This window comes from Pseudoalteromonas sp. CO325X, assembly GCF_004208955.1.
Classification (GTDB): domain Bacteria; phylum Pseudomonadota; class Gammaproteobacteria; order Enterobacterales; family Alteromonadaceae; genus Pseudoalteromonas; species Pseudoalteromonas ruthenica.
This window is the reverse complement of the sequence record NZ_SGPG01000020.1, coordinates 119,091-134,965: the sequence shown is the minus strand read 5'-3', so window position 1 is coordinate 134,965 and position 15,875 is coordinate 119,091. Positions and strand designations below refer to the sequence as shown.

21 protein-coding genes are annotated in these 15,875 nt (G+C 46.9%); 14 read left to right on the top strand and 7 right to left on the bottom strand.

What is annotated here, in order from left to right:
- The first annotated feature begins 12 nt into the window (after nucleotides 1–12).
- The 3 genes from EXT46_RS10590 to EXT46_RS10580 all read left to right on the top strand — a co-directional run bounded on the left by EXT46_RS10590 (nucleotide 13) and on the right by EXT46_RS10580 (nucleotide 3,123).
- Complete coding sequence (locus tag EXT46_RS10590) at nucleotides 13–462, top strand: YhcB family protein (protein WP_045979162.1); 450 nt, start codon at nucleotides 13–15, stop codon at nucleotides 460–462.
- A gap of 121 nt (nucleotides 463–583) precedes the next feature.
- Nucleotides 584–1,936, top strand: coding sequence for a DegQ family serine endoprotease (locus EXT46_RS10585; RefSeq protein ID WP_130147169.1), 1,353 nt, complete (start codon nucleotides 584–586; stop codon nucleotides 1,934–1,936).
- Nucleotides 1,937–2,040: 104 nt separating this feature from the next.
- Nucleotides 2,041–3,123, top strand: a complete 1,083-nt coding sequence (locus EXT46_RS10580) for a trypsin-like peptidase domain-containing protein (protein ID WP_022945565.1) — start codon at nucleotides 2,041–2,043, stop codon at nucleotides 3,121–3,123.
- Nucleotides 3,124–3,197: 74 nt separating this feature from the next.
- On the opposite strand, the gene murA is transcribed toward EXT46_RS10580, so the two are convergent.
- Genes murA through EXT46_RS10545 form a run of 7 tightly spaced genes read right to left on the bottom strand, consistent with a single transcriptional unit; the run spans nucleotide 3,198 to nucleotide 7,848 of the window.
- Nucleotides 3,198–4,457: a UDP-N-acetylglucosamine 1-carboxyvinyltransferase gene (gene murA / locus EXT46_RS10575; protein ID WP_022945564.1), complete on the bottom strand. Its 1,260-nt coding sequence runs from the start codon at nucleotides 4,455–4,457 to the stop codon at nucleotides 3,198–3,200.
- Between the two features lie 12 nt (nucleotides 4,458–4,469).
- Nucleotides 4,470–4,727, bottom strand: coding sequence for a BolA family protein (locus EXT46_RS10570; protein ID WP_026111196.1), 258 nt, complete (start codon nucleotides 4,725–4,727; stop codon nucleotides 4,470–4,472).
- A 5-nt stretch (nucleotides 4,728–4,732) separates the two neighbouring features.
- Nucleotides 4,733–5,023 (bottom strand): STAS domain-containing protein, encoded by a 291-nt coding sequence (locus EXT46_RS10565; RefSeq protein ID WP_130147167.1) that lies wholly within the window; start codon nucleotides 5,021–5,023, stop codon nucleotides 4,733–4,735.
- Nucleotides 5,016–5,693 carry an ABC transporter substrate-binding protein gene (locus EXT46_RS10560; protein ID WP_130147165.1) on the bottom strand — a complete coding sequence of 226 codons (678 nt, stop codon included), beginning with the start codon at nucleotides 5,691–5,693 and terminating at the stop codon, nucleotides 5,016–5,018. The genes EXT46_RS10565 and EXT46_RS10560 overlap by 8 nt, the downstream gene beginning before the upstream one ends.
- A 5-nt stretch (nucleotides 5,694–5,698) precedes the next feature.
- The gene (gene mlaD, locus EXT46_RS10555; protein WP_022945560.1) at nucleotides 5,699–6,253 is read right to left on the bottom strand and encodes an outer membrane lipid asymmetry maintenance protein MlaD; all 555 of its coding nucleotides are present in this window, start codon (nucleotides 6,251–6,253) and stop codon (nucleotides 5,699–5,701) included.
- 12 nt (nucleotides 6,254–6,265) lie between these two features.
- A complete protein-coding gene (gene mlaE / locus EXT46_RS10550; protein WP_026111194.1) occupies nucleotides 6,266–7,045 on the bottom strand; it encodes a lipid asymmetry maintenance ABC transporter permease subunit MlaE in 780 nt (259 codons plus the stop codon).
- Between the two features lie 8 nt (nucleotides 7,046–7,053).
- Nucleotides 7,054–7,848, bottom strand: coding sequence for an ATP-binding cassette domain-containing protein (locus EXT46_RS10545; protein ID WP_081604435.1), 795 nt, complete (start codon nucleotides 7,846–7,848; stop codon nucleotides 7,054–7,056).
- 204 nt (nucleotides 7,849–8,052) lie between these two features.
- Here EXT46_RS10545 and EXT46_RS10540 point away from each other — a divergent pair, with 204 nt between their 5' ends.
- The 11 genes from EXT46_RS10540 to EXT46_RS10490 all read left to right on the top strand — a co-directional run bounded on the left by EXT46_RS10540 (nucleotide 8,053) and on the right by EXT46_RS10490 (nucleotide 15,809).
- The gene (locus EXT46_RS10540) at nucleotides 8,053–9,024 is read left to right on the top strand and encodes a calcium/sodium antiporter (protein ID WP_045979160.1); all 972 of its coding nucleotides are present in this window, start codon (nucleotides 8,053–8,055) and stop codon (nucleotides 9,022–9,024) included.
- A gap of 9 nt (nucleotides 9,025–9,033) precedes the next feature.
- Nucleotides 9,034–10,002, top strand: coding sequence for a KpsF/GutQ family sugar-phosphate isomerase (locus tag EXT46_RS10535; RefSeq protein ID WP_130147163.1), 969 nt, complete (start codon nucleotides 9,034–9,036; stop codon nucleotides 10,000–10,002).
- The gene (gene kdsC, locus EXT46_RS10530) at nucleotides 10,002–10,553 is read left to right on the top strand and encodes a 3-deoxy-manno-octulosonate-8-phosphatase KdsC (RefSeq protein WP_130147161.1); all 552 of its coding nucleotides are present in this window, start codon (nucleotides 10,002–10,004) and stop codon (nucleotides 10,551–10,553) included. Before EXT46_RS10535 ends, kdsC begins: the two co-directional genes overlap by 1 nt.
- Nucleotides 10,550–11,104 (top strand): LPS export ABC transporter periplasmic protein LptC, encoded by a 555-nt coding sequence (gene lptC, locus EXT46_RS10525; protein WP_022945554.1) that lies wholly within the window; start codon nucleotides 10,550–10,552, stop codon nucleotides 11,102–11,104. The genes kdsC and lptC overlap by 4 nt, the downstream gene beginning before the upstream one ends.
- Nucleotides 11,094–11,618, top strand: coding sequence for a lipopolysaccharide transport periplasmic protein LptA (gene lptA / locus EXT46_RS10520; RefSeq protein WP_130147159.1), 525 nt, complete (start codon nucleotides 11,094–11,096; stop codon nucleotides 11,616–11,618). The genes lptC and lptA overlap by 11 nt, the downstream gene beginning before the upstream one ends.
- Complete coding sequence (lptB, locus tag EXT46_RS10515) at nucleotides 11,618–12,343, top strand: LPS export ABC transporter ATP-binding protein (RefSeq protein ID WP_022945552.1); 726 nt, start codon at nucleotides 11,618–11,620, stop codon at nucleotides 12,341–12,343. The genes lptA and lptB overlap by 1 nt, the downstream gene beginning before the upstream one ends.
- Nucleotides 12,344–12,367: 24 nt before the next feature.
- Nucleotides 12,368–13,864: an RNA polymerase factor sigma-54 gene (locus EXT46_RS10510; RefSeq protein ID WP_130147157.1), complete on the top strand. Its 1,497-nt coding sequence runs from the start codon at nucleotides 12,368–12,370 to the stop codon at nucleotides 13,862–13,864.
- A gap of 25 nt (nucleotides 13,865–13,889) precedes the next feature.
- Nucleotides 13,890–14,177 carry a ribosome hibernation promoting factor gene (gene hpf, locus EXT46_RS10505; RefSeq protein WP_022945550.1) on the top strand — a complete coding sequence of 96 codons (288 nt, stop codon included), beginning with the start codon at nucleotides 13,890–13,892 and terminating at the stop codon, nucleotides 14,175–14,177.
- 1 nt (nucleotide 14,178) lies between these two features.
- Nucleotides 14,179–14,625, top strand: a complete 447-nt coding sequence (gene ptsN, locus EXT46_RS10500) for a PTS IIA-like nitrogen regulatory protein PtsN (RefSeq protein ID WP_130147155.1) — start codon at nucleotides 14,179–14,181, stop codon at nucleotides 14,623–14,625.
- A gap of 66 nt (nucleotides 14,626–14,691) precedes the next feature.
- Nucleotides 14,692–15,537 (top strand): RNase adapter RapZ, encoded by an 846-nt coding sequence (gene rapZ, locus EXT46_RS10495; RefSeq protein WP_022945548.1) that lies wholly within the window; start codon nucleotides 14,692–14,694, stop codon nucleotides 15,535–15,537.
- Nucleotides 15,537–15,809 (top strand): HPr family phosphocarrier protein, encoded by a 273-nt coding sequence (locus tag EXT46_RS10490; protein WP_165381105.1) that lies wholly within the window; start codon nucleotides 15,537–15,539, stop codon nucleotides 15,807–15,809. The genes rapZ and EXT46_RS10490 overlap by 1 nt, the downstream gene beginning before the upstream one ends.
- Nucleotides 15,810–15,875: the final 66 nt, after the last annotated feature.

Sequence of the window (15,875 nt, the reverse complement as noted above, 5' to 3'; positions counted from 1 at the left end):
AAGGGGAAATTTATGTATACCACTACTTGGCTAGGTATCGTAATTATTGTTGCTGCATGCAGCTTTTTTGTTGGCAGCTGGATGACTAAACGCCGCTTCAAGCAGGGCGAATTGGAAGAGCAAGCGCAACAAGCGCAAAATGATCTTGAGCGTTACCGTCAGGATGTCGCTGATCATTTAGATAACACCAATAAATTGATCGCTAAGCTCAAAGAAAACTACGAACAGTTAGTTAACCATGTACAGCAAAGCGACCACTTATTAACTGCAAAACAAGATGTTGATTTAAGCCAGCCTTTCTTCTCAAAAGAAACCACTGAGCAACTGCATGCGTCTTTAAATCAGCGTCCCGAGCGCCAGCCTACTCGCAGCGTGCACGACAGTCAGCCAACCGATTATGCCAGCGGCGAATCAGGGTTATTTAGTGGTGAGCAAAAATCTAACGATAAGCAACCTGCCTGATAAATAGGCAGTTATTTATCTCTTGAGGAACTAAATTAACGACCCCATAGTCTGTATAGGAAATAGCTTTATAGGTATCGGGCTGCATAGCAGCCCCTGTATTGTGGAGTTTGCCCAGACTATGAAAATGAAGTTATCAATCATCAGTGCCGCTATTTTATCGGCCACTTTACTTGCTCAACCTAATATCTCTCATGCCAAGCTGCCCGTCGCGGTAGATGGACAGCAGTTACCTACGCTTGCACCTATGCTCGAGCGCGTCACTCCTGGCGTAGTGAGTATTCGTGTATCCGGCTCAAAAGAAGTGCGTCGCCGTGTCGACCCGTTTGACTTCTTCTTTGGGCGTCCTCAACCTCGTTCACAAAAGCGTCCATTTAGTGGCCTAGGCTCCGGTGTCATCATCGACGCCGATGAAGGTTATGTAGTGACGAATAACCATGTTATCGCCGATGCCGAGGAAATGGTGGTAACCTTAGAAGATGGTCGTGAATTCGAAGCGACACTCGTCGGCGCTGATAAAGAATCAGATATCGCGCTGTTACAAGTCGATGGCGAAGACCTTACTGAAGTCAAACTCGCTGACTCTGATAAGCTCCGTGTTGGTGACTTTTCTGTCGCTATCGGTAACCCATTTGGTTTAAGCCACACAGTCACTTCAGGCATCGTCAGTGCCCTAGGGCGTAGTGGGCTGAATATCGAAGGCTATGAGGACTTTATTCAAACCGATGCGGCTATCAACCAAGGTAACTCAGGGGGAGCGCTAGTTAACCTCAAAGGTGAACTAATCGGTATTAACACCGCTATTTTAGGTGCTTCCGGTGGTAACGTTGGTATCGGTTTTGCCATCCCCTCTAATATGATGAAAAACTTAGTCGATCAGATTGTTGAGTATGGACAAGTGCGCCGTGGTTCATTGGGTGTTGCTGGGCGCACATTAGATGCAGGCTATGCCGAAGCCTTGGATCTCGATGTTAAACAAGGTGCAATGGTTGAGCGCGTCGTTGAAGACTCGGCTGCCGAGAAAGCAGGCATCAAAGCTGGCGATGTTATCATCAGCGTCAACGGTGATGACATTAAGAGCTTTGCTGAATTAGCCGGCAAAATTGCTACCCTAGGTGAGGGCAAGGAAGTGGAAATCGGTATTTTCCGTGATGATGAAGAAATCGAATTAGACGTGACCTTAGCCGCAGCCGACAACGTCACAGAGGAAGCCGCCGAAATTCATCGCGCCTTAGCCGGTGCAGAGCTTGAGTCCGGCAAACGTAACGGTATCAAAGGGGTAATAATCAATTCGGTAGACCCCCGTTCCGTGGCTGCCCGACTGGGCTTGGAAGAGGGCGACATTATTACTCAGGTCAACCGTGAGCGGGTAGAAACCGTGCGTGAACTTGCTAATCTAATCAAAGATATTCAAGGTAATATTGTGCTGGTAGTACGCCGTGGCAATAGCACCTTCTTCGCGCCTATTCAGTAACCCCAGCTGTGCTTTAACAACATTCAACAGCGGCGCCCTTGCCGCTGTTGTCGTTTATGTGCCATCATTGCCTAAGCTTATAAATAAATAATAATTATTATCTCGTGCTGAAAAAGATTAAGTTCGCCTTGCTGCCGCTATTAAGTGGTCTGGGTATCGCCTTTATTATTGTGCTCGCCACTCCGTCTTTGCGTGATGCTTTGCTCCCCATTCTCTCCGCTGATGGCTTTACTGGCTCCCATATGAGCTACGCCAAAGCGGTACGCCGCGCCGCGCCCGCAGTGGTCACAGTGTATTCTGAGCGCATCTCGACTCAGCCACGTTACATGCAAAGACAGAACACCGTATCTGAACTCGGCTCAGGCGTACTAATGAGTCCAGACGGCTACATTTTGACTAACTACCATGTCATTAATAATGCTGATTTAGTCGAGGTCATTCTTGCTGACGGACGCCGTTTTAGTGAGGTGCAGTTAGTAGGGTTCGATACCGTTACTGATTTGGCATTATTGAAAGTCGCGGGAGAGAATCTGCCAGCTATCCCGGTTGATAATGACTTCAAACCTCAGGTTGGCGATGTGGTGCTGGCTATTGGTAACCCCCTTAACTTAGGGCAAACCATTACTCAGGGGATTATTAGTGCCACCGGAAAGCAACGAGTAACCGACAGCTCCCACAGTAGCCTGCTACAAATGGATGCCGCAATAAATGTCGGTAACTCAGGCGGTGCCTTAGTGAATTCTCATGGCGACTTGGTCGGCATTACCTCAGCACAGTTTAAAACCCGAGCGAACCTCGATATTCAAGGGATCTTCTTTGCTGTTCCCTACTCTCTCGCTAAGGATGTTATGGATAAGCTTATTCGCTATGGTCGGGTTGTGCGTGGCTACATGGGCATGGATGTAACCGCTGTCGATCAGCAAGGTCGAGAAGTCACTAATAACCATATGGCCATTGCCGGTATGCGTATTAATAAAATGGATCCACTCGGGCCGGCGTGGCGAGCTGGTATCAAAGAAGGCGATATTGTCGTCAGCATGGGCGGGCATTCGGTGAGTAATATCCAACAAACACTGGAGCGCATTGCCAATACCGAACCGGGGACTGAACTTGAGGTGGAACTCTACCGTGATGGGGAACCGCACACCTTAACGGTCACCGTCGCTGAACTAGAAACCCGGTTATAATCGAACACACCCAAATTACCATCTAAAAAGGCCGCTATCAGCGGCCTTTTTCTATTACCAAGTTAATAGCGAGCCTACTCACTCACACGTTTAATATTGGCACCAAGCGCGCTGAGTTTGTCTTCAATATGCTCATAACCACGATCAACATGATAAATGCGATCAACACGGGTTTCACCACTGGCAATGATTCCGGTTAAGATCAAACTTGCAGAGGCCCGCAAGTCAGTCGCCATAACCCGCGCGCCAGTCAATTTAGGACTATCGCCACAGATTGCGGTATTGCCTTCAAGGCGAATATTGGCTCCCATGCGCTGAAGTTCAGGTACATGCATGAACCGGTTTTCAAAAATAGTTTCCGTAATTGTAGCGCTGCCATTAGCAACCACATTTAGCGCCGTAAACTGCGCTTGCATATCCGTAGGAAACCCAGGGTGAGGTGCGGTTTTAATATTCACAGCTTTGAGCTCACGACCACGCATATCTAAGTAAATGCTGTTGTCGGTCACTTCAACAAGCGCATTCGCCTCACGCAGTTTTTCAATAACTGGCTCAAGGCTGTGATAATCAGTGTTTTTGCATAACACGTCGCCTTTTGCCATGGCTGCCGCAACTAGGAATGTTCCGGTTTCTATACGATCCGGTAAAATCGCATGCTCACACCCCTGCAAACGCTCTACCCCTTGCACTTCGATGCGACTTGTCCCTGCTCCGCTGATTTTAGCGCCCATGTTATTCAAGTACTTGGCTAAATCGCTAATCTCCGGCTCACGCGCCGCGTTTTCGAGTACCGTCTTACCTTGTGCTAAGGTTGCCGCCATCAACAGGTTTTCGGTTGCACCTACACTAACGGTATCCATAAAGATTTCCGCACCTTGCAGCCGACCTTCGACATGGGCGTTAATGTACCCATTTTCAACCTCAATAGTTGCTCCCATACGGCGCATACCTTGAATATGAATATCCACAGGTCGTGCCCCAATGGCACAGCCACCGGGCAGAGAAACTTGAGCTTGGCCAAAGCGCGCAAGTAAGGGGCCTAAGGCCAACACCGATGCGCGCATTTGTTTTACTAAGTCGTAAGGAGCAAGCACCTTATCGACAGAACCACCATCAATCAGTAATTGCTCGTCTTGCCAACGAACTCCTGCGCCTAATTCTTTCAACAGCGCTTCGGTGGTATTGATATCCCGCAGTTTAGGAACATTGCTAAACGTGCTTTGTGAATCAGCCAGCAGCGCTGCGAATAAAATTGGCAATGCTGCATTTTTAGCACCAGAAATGGTGAGCTCACCACTGAGCGGTGTGCCGCCTTGAATAATAAAATGGTCCATGCTGATTCCTAATTACTGCGGAAGGATAAACTTACGTTCGCGTTGCCATTGCTCTGGCGTAAAAGCGCGAATAGAAACCGCATGAATGGTGCCGTCTGAGATTTTTTCCATCAGGGGTTTATAAACAAGCTGTTGTTTTTTCACTGGTGTGAGCCCATCGAAGCAGTCACCCACGGCAATTACTTGGTAATGGGTCCCTTCTACTTTTACGATTATCTCTTCAAGACCTAGCTCTTGTTTTAATAAAGCTTCTACTTGACTGCTTTGCATCACTCTCACTCAAAAATACTTTCGACCTGTCCCAACTGCATAAGTTTATGCAACTGCTCAGGTATATGGTTTAGTTGTAACTGGCGCCCTTGGCGTTGCAGTTGCGACGATGCCTGAATAAGCCACGCTAAGCCTGCAGTATCGACTCGCGTCACTTCGCTCAAATCGACTTCCACTTGCTCTTGGCCTTGCATAAGTTGCTCACTTAAGCGTTTATCGGCAACACTGTAGCGAGTTAACTCACCGGCAATGGCAAAGTGCTGTGGCTTTATTTGTTGCAGCGACAGCTTACTCATCGACACCATCACCTCGAAATTGCACAGGTAATTGGCTTTTCTTATCTAGTAAATCAATCACGTGCTCAATACCTTCTTGGCGCAAAATACCGTGTATTTCGCTTTGCTTGGCATCAAGCAAACTGATGCCTTCGGCGATCATGTCATAAGCACGCCATTGGTTGTCGTTATCCTTACGCACTTTGAAGCCAATATCAATGTCTGGTTTCCCTGGGTCCTTAATGGTTGTCTTTACCACAACCACATTCGCATCACCAACATCGCGAGGCGCAGCAAACTCAACCTTTTGGTTAGTGTACTGCGTAAACACCCCGGCATAGGTGGTTACCAGGTAGTTTTTGAAGACATCAATAAAGCGCTTTATATGGGCTATCGCCTGCTTCTTCTCTTCGGGGTCTTCAATACTGCGCGCTTTTTGAATATAGCTTGCGAGCATACGATAAGATGCATACTTATAGTCGATATAGGGCAGCAGCTCTTCTTCGACAATGACCTTTAGGTATTCTTTATCGGCTTGAATTTTTTGTTGATCGCGCTCCACACGCTTAAAGGTGTTATCAGCAACCTGACGCACCATTTTATAAGGTTCACTTAAATCCACCTCTTGCGCCTGTAAGCTAGAAGTGGCGGCCAAGAATACGGCAGTTAAAACAATGAACAGCTTACGCATAATCATTACTCGCTACTTTGATTAAATAAAAACTGGCCGATAAGCTCTTCTAAAACCAAGGCTGATTTGGTGTCAGTGATCATATCGCCATCCTTGAGCGCTTTCGTTTGTACGCCAAATACGGCATCTATCGAAAGCTCATCCTCGCTTTGTGCCTGCGCCACTTCATTGCCTAAACAACTTTGCTGTGCCGAGTCACTCGCTATGACCGGGGAAATACCCAAATACTGCTCGCCGAGTATGCCCGAGGTTAATATCGATACCGATGTGGCATCGGAAAACTTACACTCATATTGGTTGTCGATGGCCATTTCAACCACAGGAACAAATTCACTGGGGTGCACTTGGATGCCCTCAACACGGCCAACCACAACGCCACCGACTTTAATCGGAGCGCGTGTTTTCAACGATCCTATATTTTCAAACTTAGCCTGCAATGAATAAGTACCATTACTACCAGCTAATCCCGCATTGGCGACCTTTAAAGCCAAAATTGCCAGCGCCGCCACACCAAGAGTGACAAAGAAGCCGACTAAAATTTCAATTTTTCTCGAATTCATGGTGTTAATCCTTTAGCCGCCAAACATTACGGCGGTCAAAATAAAATCGAAGCCAAGAACGGCTAATGATGAATGCACAACGGTTTCTGTGGTCGCTTTACTGATCCCCTCAGAGGTCGGGATACAGTCATAGCCTTTATAGAGGGCTATCCAGGTCACCAATAAGGCGAAGACAAAGCTTTTAATCAGGCCGTTGAGAACGTCTTTTTCGAACGACACTTGCGCTTGCATAATAGACCAGAAGCTGCCTCTATCTACGCCTAACCAATCTACGCCCACTAAATGTGCGCCGATGATGGCAATAGCAGAGAAGATCAGCGCAAGAAGCGGCATACTAATCATGCCGGCCCAAAAGCGCGGTGAGATGACGCGCTTTAGCGGGTCTACAGCCATCATTTCTAAACTCGTTAACTGCTCAGTGGCTTTCATTAAGCCTATTTCGGCGGTTAACGCACTGCCAGCGCGACCCGCAAATAACAGCGCCGTCACCACCGGTCCTAGTTCGCGTAATAGGCTCAAAGCAACCAGGGGCCCCAAGCTATCTTCAGCGCCGTAATCAACTAATACGGTATAGCCTTGCAGAGCTAGGACCATGCCAATAAACAGCCCTGACACCAAGATAATAATCAGTGACTGAAAACCCACCATATACAGCTGTCGAATTAATAAGGGCGTGCCTTTGCGCACATTAGGAACACTAATTAAGGCACCCAGCAACATCTGTGTAGCGCGCCCCATCGACGCGAAACGGCTTAGACTTTTATGTCCAAGGCGTTGCCACAAATTAAGCAGCGACTGCATCATGACAACAACTCCTGTTCATAAGGCTCAGCATCAAAGTGAAAAGGCACTGGCCCATCGGACAGCCCTTGCAAAAATTGCTGCACTAAGGGCGATTCATGTTCGCGCATTTGTGCCGGGCTGCCACTGCCAATCACCCCTTTGTCGGCGAGAATAATCACGTGGTCGGCGATACTCAACACCTCTTGCACATCGTGGGTAACAATCAAAGAAGACAACCCCAACACTTCGTTGAGTGATTTAATTAGCCGCACTAACACGCCCATAGAGATGGGGTCTTGCCCGGCGAAAGGCTCATCATACATAATAAACTCAGGGTCTAGGGCTATCGCGCGAGCCAAAGCAGCGCGGCGTGCCATCCCCCCGGACAACTCAGCAGGCATTAAATCTTTTGCGCCACGTAAGCCAACCGCTTGTAGTTTCATTAACACCACCAAGCGAATTAACTCCTCACTGAGTTCAGTGTGCTCTCTAAGAGGAAAGGCGATATTGTCATACACCGACATATCGGTAAACAGCGCACCACTTTGAAACAACATGCTCATTTTTGTTCGCGCTTGATAAAGCGCCGAACGTGACATGCTTGGAATGCTATTGCCTTGAAATAAAATATCGCCCGAATCGGGCTTTAATTGCCCACCAATCAGCCTGAGCAAAGTGGTTTTACCTATACCACTTGGGCCCATAACAGCAGTGATCTTCCCTTTCGGAATGGTAAAGTCCATATTTTGATAGATAACACGCTCTCCGCGCGAGAAGGTAACATCCTTGATTTCTACTATTGGTTGCGACAAGTCGCTCTCCCGCTCATTTCTATCATTAGACCTCGTATTTTAAAGTTTTTTTACGCTGAGGGAAAAAAGATTCTGTAAATTTTTGTAAGCCCGTTCAAATTCCTGCTCAGTGGAACACCTAAACACACGGTTTTCTTACACAAACACAGCCCAGTTTGTTACTATCTGCGCCAAGGTTTAACTTAAATCAATGGCTCATTAATCATGCTCACCTCTTTCGCCATTCTAGTCGCTGGTTTTGTCGCCCTAGTATGGAGTGCGGATCGTTTTGTTTATGGCGCAGCTGCGCTGGCACGCAACTTAGGGGTGCCAGCCCTAATCATCGGTTTGACTGTGGTCGCAATGGGGTCTTCGGCACCAGAGATGATGGTATCAGCTTCTGCGGCACTGGCAGATAAAACCGATACCGCTGTCGGCAACGCTGTTGGTTCAAACATTACCAATATTCTCTTGGTGTTAGGTATTACCGCTTTGCTACGCCCACTTTCAGTGTCCTCTATTACGCTAAAGCGCGAAATGCCCATTGTGCTCGTGGTGTCACTGATTGCATGGTATATGTTTACCGATAATTATTTCTCTCAGCTTGAGGGGTGGTTATTGGCGGGCGGTTTTGTCACCTTTATCGTTTTTTTGATTGTTATTTCACGCAATCAAAAAAGTAATGATGACGATCCCTTGGTGAGTGAAGTCTGTGATGAAATACCCAGTGGGGTAAGCACCAAGTCCGCGCTGATTTGGTTAATTATCGGGATGGCGATGCTGCCCATCAGTTCGCATTTTATTGTCGACTCAGCCGTGGATATAGCTCAGTATTTTGGCCTTTCTGATTTAGTTATTGGGCTTACCATCATCGCCATTGGCACTAGTTTACCGGAACTTGCTGCTTGTGTGGCTGGGGTGCTGAAAAATGAAGATGACTTAGCACTGGGCAACATTGTTGGCTCGAATCTATTTAATATTCTCGCTGTCCTATCCATCGCCGGTATTTTAAACCCGTCGGTTATCGACCCCTCCGCCGCTAACCGTGATGCATTAATTATGATTGCGGCAACGGTGGTACTTATTGCCATGAGTTTGAACTTTCGTGGCGCACGGCGTATCAACAGAATCGAGGGCGGCTTTTTACTAGTCGCATTTTTTGCCTACCAAGGATATATTTTTAGTCAGTTAGCCTAGAGTAATAGTATGAGCCAAAGCTTTATTGCCACCGCACAACGGGTTTTAGAAATAGAACAAACCGCTTTGCAGGAGTTACATCAGTATTTAGACGCACAATTTATTCAAGCGTGCGAGATGATCATGGCTTGTAGCGGCCGAGTCATTGTTATTGGCATGGGTAAATCAGGACATGTTGGTAATAAAATTGCCGCGACCCTAGCAAGTACAGGCACTCCCGCTTTTTTCGTGCATCCAGGTGAGGCCAGCCATGGTGATTTAGGCATGATCACTGAAAATGACATCGTTATGCTCATTTCTAACTCTGGTGAAACACATGAAATTGTGAGCATTATTCCGGTAATTAAACGTATTGGCGCGCCCATGATTGCCATGACTGGCAATCCTCAATCAAGTATGGCGACCTTAGCTGATGCCCATGTTTGTATTAAAGTATCGCAAGAAGCCTGCCCACTGGGTTTAGCCCCCACCGCAAGCACGACCGCAACCTTGGCAATGGGCGATGCACTTGCTGTTGCTTTATTAGAAGCCAAAGGCTTTACTGCCGATGACTTTGCCCTCTCCCACCCCGGCGGTAGCCTAGGTAAACGCTTATTACTGACCTTGAATGATGTTATGCATAGCGGCGATGACGTGCCACGCAGTCATCAATCACAAAGCATTAAAGATGCCTTATTAGAAATCTCAAGCAAAGGCTTAGGCATGACCGCTGTTGTCGATGACAGTGAGCGACTGGTAGGGCTATTTACCGATGGCGATTTACGCCGCGTATTGGAGCAGCGAGTGGATATTCACAACACCGCGCTGATTGAGGTAATGACTCCGAACTGCACCACTGCCGATGCTCATATGCTGGCGGCGGAAGCACTGAAAATTATGGAACAAAAGCGCATTAATGGACTTATTGTGACCGACCACGAGCAACGTCCCATTGGCGCGCTGAATACGCAAGACTTATTGCGCGCGGGGGTGATTTAGTGTTGTTTTCAGAGTTATACCAAGCCATAGACGAAGGCGCATGGCAACGTGCACAACGTACTCGGTTGTTAATTTGTGATATTGATGGCGTGTTTTCAGATGGCCGTATTTACTTAGGCAACCAAGGCGAGGAGTTAAAGGCCTTTAATACCAAAGACGGGTTTGGCATTAAAGCGTTGCTCAATGCGGGTGTTGAAGTCGCTGTTATCACCGGGCGACAATCACAGATAGTACAAACGCGAATGCAAAGCCTAGGTGTCCCCCACATTTATCAAGGTAAAGAGAATAAGCTCGAAGCCTATGCACAGTTAAAACGCACATTAAACCTAAGCGATGAGCAAATAGCCTACATTGGTGATGATGGCCCTGATTTACCGGTGATGGAGCAAGTGGGGTTCGCCGTAGCGGTTAACGACGCTCATCCACTGGTTAAGCGAATCGCCCATTACACTACCTTGCTACCGGGTGGTTTTGGCGCTGTGCGTGAGCTCACAGATTTGCTGATGCTGGCCCAAGGCCATAGCTTGGGAACACAGGGAAGTAGCACATGAACGCAGCGAGAGCGCTCATATCACTGCTATTTATCGTCGCGATGGCGTGGCTTTGGTACCCTTATTTTATGAAGTCCACAGATGATGGTGTCGCTCAGCAAGACCATATCGCCACGCCCGACTATATTGCAACCGGGCTAAGTCAGACTAGTTATAACGATCAGGGTGAGTTAAGCCACACCGTTTATGCTGAAGAAATGGAGCTGTATCAAGAGCTCGGGTTTACGCATTTCACCAAGCCGGTGTTTACCTTATACGGTGAAACAGAAAATTGGCAGGTAAACGCCGATGAAGCGACTTTATACAACAACAATATTTTGATCTTGGAAAATAACGTCACCGCCACCAACTTAAAAGAAGGGGCGATGATTGAGAAGGTCAGCGCTGAGGCCATTCAAGTTGATATAGATAGCCAGCGCATGGAGTCCGAGCAGGCTGTAGTATTAAGTGGCCCGAATATGAAGATCACTGGGCAAGGCTTGAAAGCAGACCTCAATACAGAGATAGTTGAATTAACAGAACATACGCGAACAATATATTATGACCAATAAAATCAGTGCATTAATTACATCCATCGCAATTGGCTTGTGCTCTGCCAGCGCGATTGCTGAGCAAATCACCGCCAAGGAAGTGTTAATTGATGCCGACAAACAACAAGCACTGATCAAAGAAAATATCACTATTTTTGATAAGAACGTGCATATTGTTCACGGCAAACGGGAAATAAAAGCTGACCGCCTTGAAGCTCACCGTCGTCCAGAATTGGGGGATAACAAGCAATTGCTCGTAGCCACCGGCTCACCAGCCGTGTACACCGAAGTGATGGAAGATGGCACAGAGATTTCTGCACAGGCGCTGGAAATTCGTTATGATGTCGCCTCTGAAACCCTTAAAATTCAAGGTGATGCCAAGATTGCCATGGCCGACCAGCATATCGTTGCCGAAACCATAAGCTATGATATTGCCAAACAGCTGATCACCGCTGAAAAAGATGAAAACTCCAGCACACGAGTGCGCACAACATTAACACCACAAAGTGACGATACGCCGGAGAAAGAGCAATAATGGCGACTCTTAAAGCACAAAAACTAGCGAAAAGCTATAAAGGCCGGGAGGTCGTCAAAAGTGTTGGCTTAGAGGTGCAAGCGGGTAGTATCGTCGGCTTGCTCGGCCCTAATGGAGCCGGTAAGACAACTACTTTTTACATGATAGTCGGCTTGGTACCCAGTGATAAAGGCACCATCAGTATTGATGATGAGGATATCACCTTGATGCCGATGCATTCTCGTGCGCGCTTAGGTATTGGTTATTTACCGCAAGAGTCATCTATTTTTCGAAAGCTGACAGTTTTTCAAAATTTGATGGCCATCCTAGAAACCCGCAAGGGCTTAAGCAAAGCCGAGCGTGAAAGCGAGCTTGAGGGCCTGCTTGATGAGTTCAATATACAGCACATTCGAGACTCACAAGGAATGGCGTTATCTGGTGGCGAACGTCGCCGGGTAGAAATAGCGCGAGCATTGGCGGCAAACCCCAAGTTTATCTTGTTGGATGAACCTTTTGCTGGTGTCGACCCTATTTCAGTGTTAGATATAAAGAAAATCATAGAGCATCTGCGCAATCGTGGCATTGGTGTATTAATCACCGACCACAATGTGCGAGAGACCCTAGACGTATGTGAAACCGCATACATTGTTTCCCATGGCGAGCTCATTGCTTCCGGCACTCCAGAGCAAGTTCTTGCCGATCAAACGGTTCGCGACGTCTATTTGGGTGAGCAGTTTAGATTATAACGATTAAAGGATTGTTAGAGATACATGAGGCAATCATTACAGCTGCGCCTAGGCCAGCAATTAACAATGACCCCACAATTGCAGCAAGCGATTCGCCTGTTGCAGCTCAGTACTTTGGATCTCCAACAAGAAATTCAAGAGGCGTTGGACGCCAACCCATTACTTGAAGTTGAAGAAGACAATTACGCCGACAATAACGACAACCAAGAGCAAAAAGAGTCGACGTCCGACAGCCAAAATAACGACATCGCCGAGACGGCCAGTGCCAGCAAAGATGAAGTTGAAAGTGCTGATGCCATGAACAACGAGTCCATCAGTGAGGACTTGCCCATGGATGTGTCTTGGGATGAGTATATTAGTGCGGCTCCCGTTGCCTCCTCTGGGCCTATGCCAGAAGATGAGTCTATCTATCAAGGCGAAACCACCGAGTCGCTGCACGATTATTTGATGTGGCAGCTGCAATTAACACCTTTTAGTGCCACCGACGAGGCCATCGCCACAGCCATCATTGAAGCCATCAATGACAACGGCATTTTAACGGTCAGTTGTGAAGATCTGCTGGAAAGCTTGAACCATGACGAACAAGACGATGGTATCGAGCTCGATGAAATTGAAGCCGTCCTTAAGCGTATCCAACTCTTTGATCCAGTAGGAATTGGTGCGCGTTCTTTACAAGAGTGCTTGTTGATCCAGCTCAAGCAATTTGACCCACAAACTCCTTGGCTTGAAGAGACCAAAGAGGTAATTTGTAACTATATTGATTTGCTTGGTAGTCGTGACTATCGCACCTTGATGAAAAAGACTAAGCTTAAAGAAGCGCAGTTAAAAGAGGTGATGACACTGATACACAGTTTAAATCCAACTCCTGCAGCCACGATTGTGCGAGAGCAGTCAGAGTATGTGATTCCAGATGTATCGGTGAAGAAAGTTAAAGGCCGCTGGGTGGTTGAATTAAACCCAGATAGTATGCCTAAGATCCGCGTTAACGATCACTATGCATCAATGTCGCGAAGCTGTAAGTCGCAAAGTGATAGTCAATTTATTCGCTCGCATTTACAAGAAGCGAAATGGTTTATAAAGAGCTTGGAGCAACGCAATGATACGCTACTTAAAGTAACTAATTGCATTGTTCAACAACAACAGGCATTCTTTGAACATGGTGAAGAGGCAATGAAGCCAATGGTGCTTAATGACGTTGCCGAAATGGTGGAAATGCATGAGTCAACGATTTCCCGTGTGACCACCCAAAAGTATATGCATACACCACGGGGTATTTTTGAGCTGAAGTACTTTTTCTCCAGCCATGTTACAACCGAAAACGGAGGTGAATGCTCGTCCACAGCGATTCGAGCATTGATCAAAAAGCTAGTAGCTGCGGAGAATCCTGCTAAGCCGTTGAGTGATAGCAAGATTGCCGACGTACTAGCCGAGCAAGGAATTAAAGTGGCTCGGCGCACGATAGCTAAATATCGTGAATCGCTAGCCATTCCACCGTCAAATCAGCGTAAAAGTTTGATATAGACGTTAGACAAGAAGGAAAATGCTTATGCAATTAAATCTTACCGGTCGTCACGTAGAAATCACTGATTCTCTTCGCAACTATGTGAATAGCAAATTTGCAAAATTAGAGCGTCACTTTGACCATATAAATAATGTGCATGTCATTCTTGATATTGAAAAACTAACACAAAAAGCAGAAGCTACTCTTCACGTTAACGGTGGTGAACTGTTCGCAACCGCAGAGCACCAGGATATGTATGCGGCGATCGACGGCTTAATTGATAAGCTCGACCGTCAAGTGATTAAACATAAAGAGAAATTATCTCGTCACTAACATGAACCTAGATTCACTCTTTAGCAAGGACTGCAGCAAAGCTGCGGTCCTTTTTAATAGCAAAAAAAGAATGCTGGAGTACCTCTCTCAGGTGGCACATCAGCACAGCCCTCACCTCAGCGAGCAATCGGTACTTGATGCTTTGCTGACCCGCGAAAAGCTGGGCAGTACCGGTATAGGTAAAGGCGTTGCTATTCCGCACGGCCGTCTCGATGGTATCGACAGTACCATTGCCATTGTTGTAACTAATCGCGAAGCCATTAACTTTGATGCCATTGATAACCTTCCGGTGGATATCTTTGTCGCACTTTTAGTGCCGGCCAATGAGACTGAACAACACCTGAAGACCTTAGCGACAATTGCTGATAAACTAAAAGACAAACAACTGTGTAAACAACTGCGCTCAGCCAGCAGCGATCAAGAGCTTTATCAATTGATCGCCGACTAATGCGCGCCGTATTGATTCATGGTGTCGTTTAAATGTGCGTCTTGGGGTAAAACAAGGAGTTGTCGGATGGAACTTATCATTGTCAGTGGTCGCTCGGGTTCTGGAAAATCAGTCGCGTTACGGGTGCTCGAAGACCTTGGGTACTATTGCGTAGATAACATCCCGGTTATTTTACTCCCCTCTTTGGTGCGCAGTGTTTCGGCAAATTATGACAAAATTGCCGTCAGTATCGACGTGCGCAATTTGCCCAAAGAGCAGCATGAATTTAACGACATTCTCGCTTATCTGCCTGAGTTTGCTAAGCCTTCGCTATTTTACCTTGATAGTGACGAACAAACGTTGATTAAGCGTTTCTCTGAAACTCGTCGGCTACACCCCTTATCAATGCAAAATATGACGTTGGATGTCGCTATTCGTGAAGAGAAGCAGCTTCTTGATGTACTCATCTCCCACGCCGACTTTATTATTGATACAACTGAGCTCAGCGTTCACCAGTTGGCGGAGATGATCCGTGAAAAAGTGCTGGGTAAAAAAGACAAGCAATTACTGATCACTTTTGAGTCTTTTGGGTTTAAACATGGCATTCCAAAGAATGCTGATTATGTGTTTGATGTGCGGTTTCTCCCCAACCCCCACTGGGAACCTGAACTAAAGGCGCTCACAGGGTTAGACCAACCCGTTCAAGACTATTTAGCCAGCCACTCAATTGTGCAAAAGTTCACTTGGCAGATCCAAACTTTTGTACAAACTTGGTTACCGCACTTAGAGCGTAATAACCGTAGTTATTTGACCATTGCTATTGGCTGTACTGGAGGTCAACACCGCTCAGTGTACCTTGCCCAAACCTTGGGAGAGCGCTTTTTAGATACCTATCCGAACGTGAAAATTCGCCATCGAGAGCAGGAAAAATAGTGATGGTTGAAGGTACTTTTATTATTCAAAATAAGTTAGGCCTACATGCTCGTGCAGCCTCACAATTGGCGCAACTGGCGATGAATTTTGATGCCCAAATAACGCTATATCAAGGTGATAAGAGCGCACAGGCCGACAGTGTCTTGGCTTTACTGCTCCTTGAGAGCGGCAAAGGTAAGGAAGTGCGCGTGCAGTGTGAAGGCCCTGATGCCGATGCCGCGTTAGCTGCTATCGGGGCGCTCATTGCAGAAAAGTTCCACGAACAAGAATAACCCTTAGGCATTTACTTTTGCTATCATTGATTTAGTTAGGTTAAACTAATCAACGGCTTGTAAGCG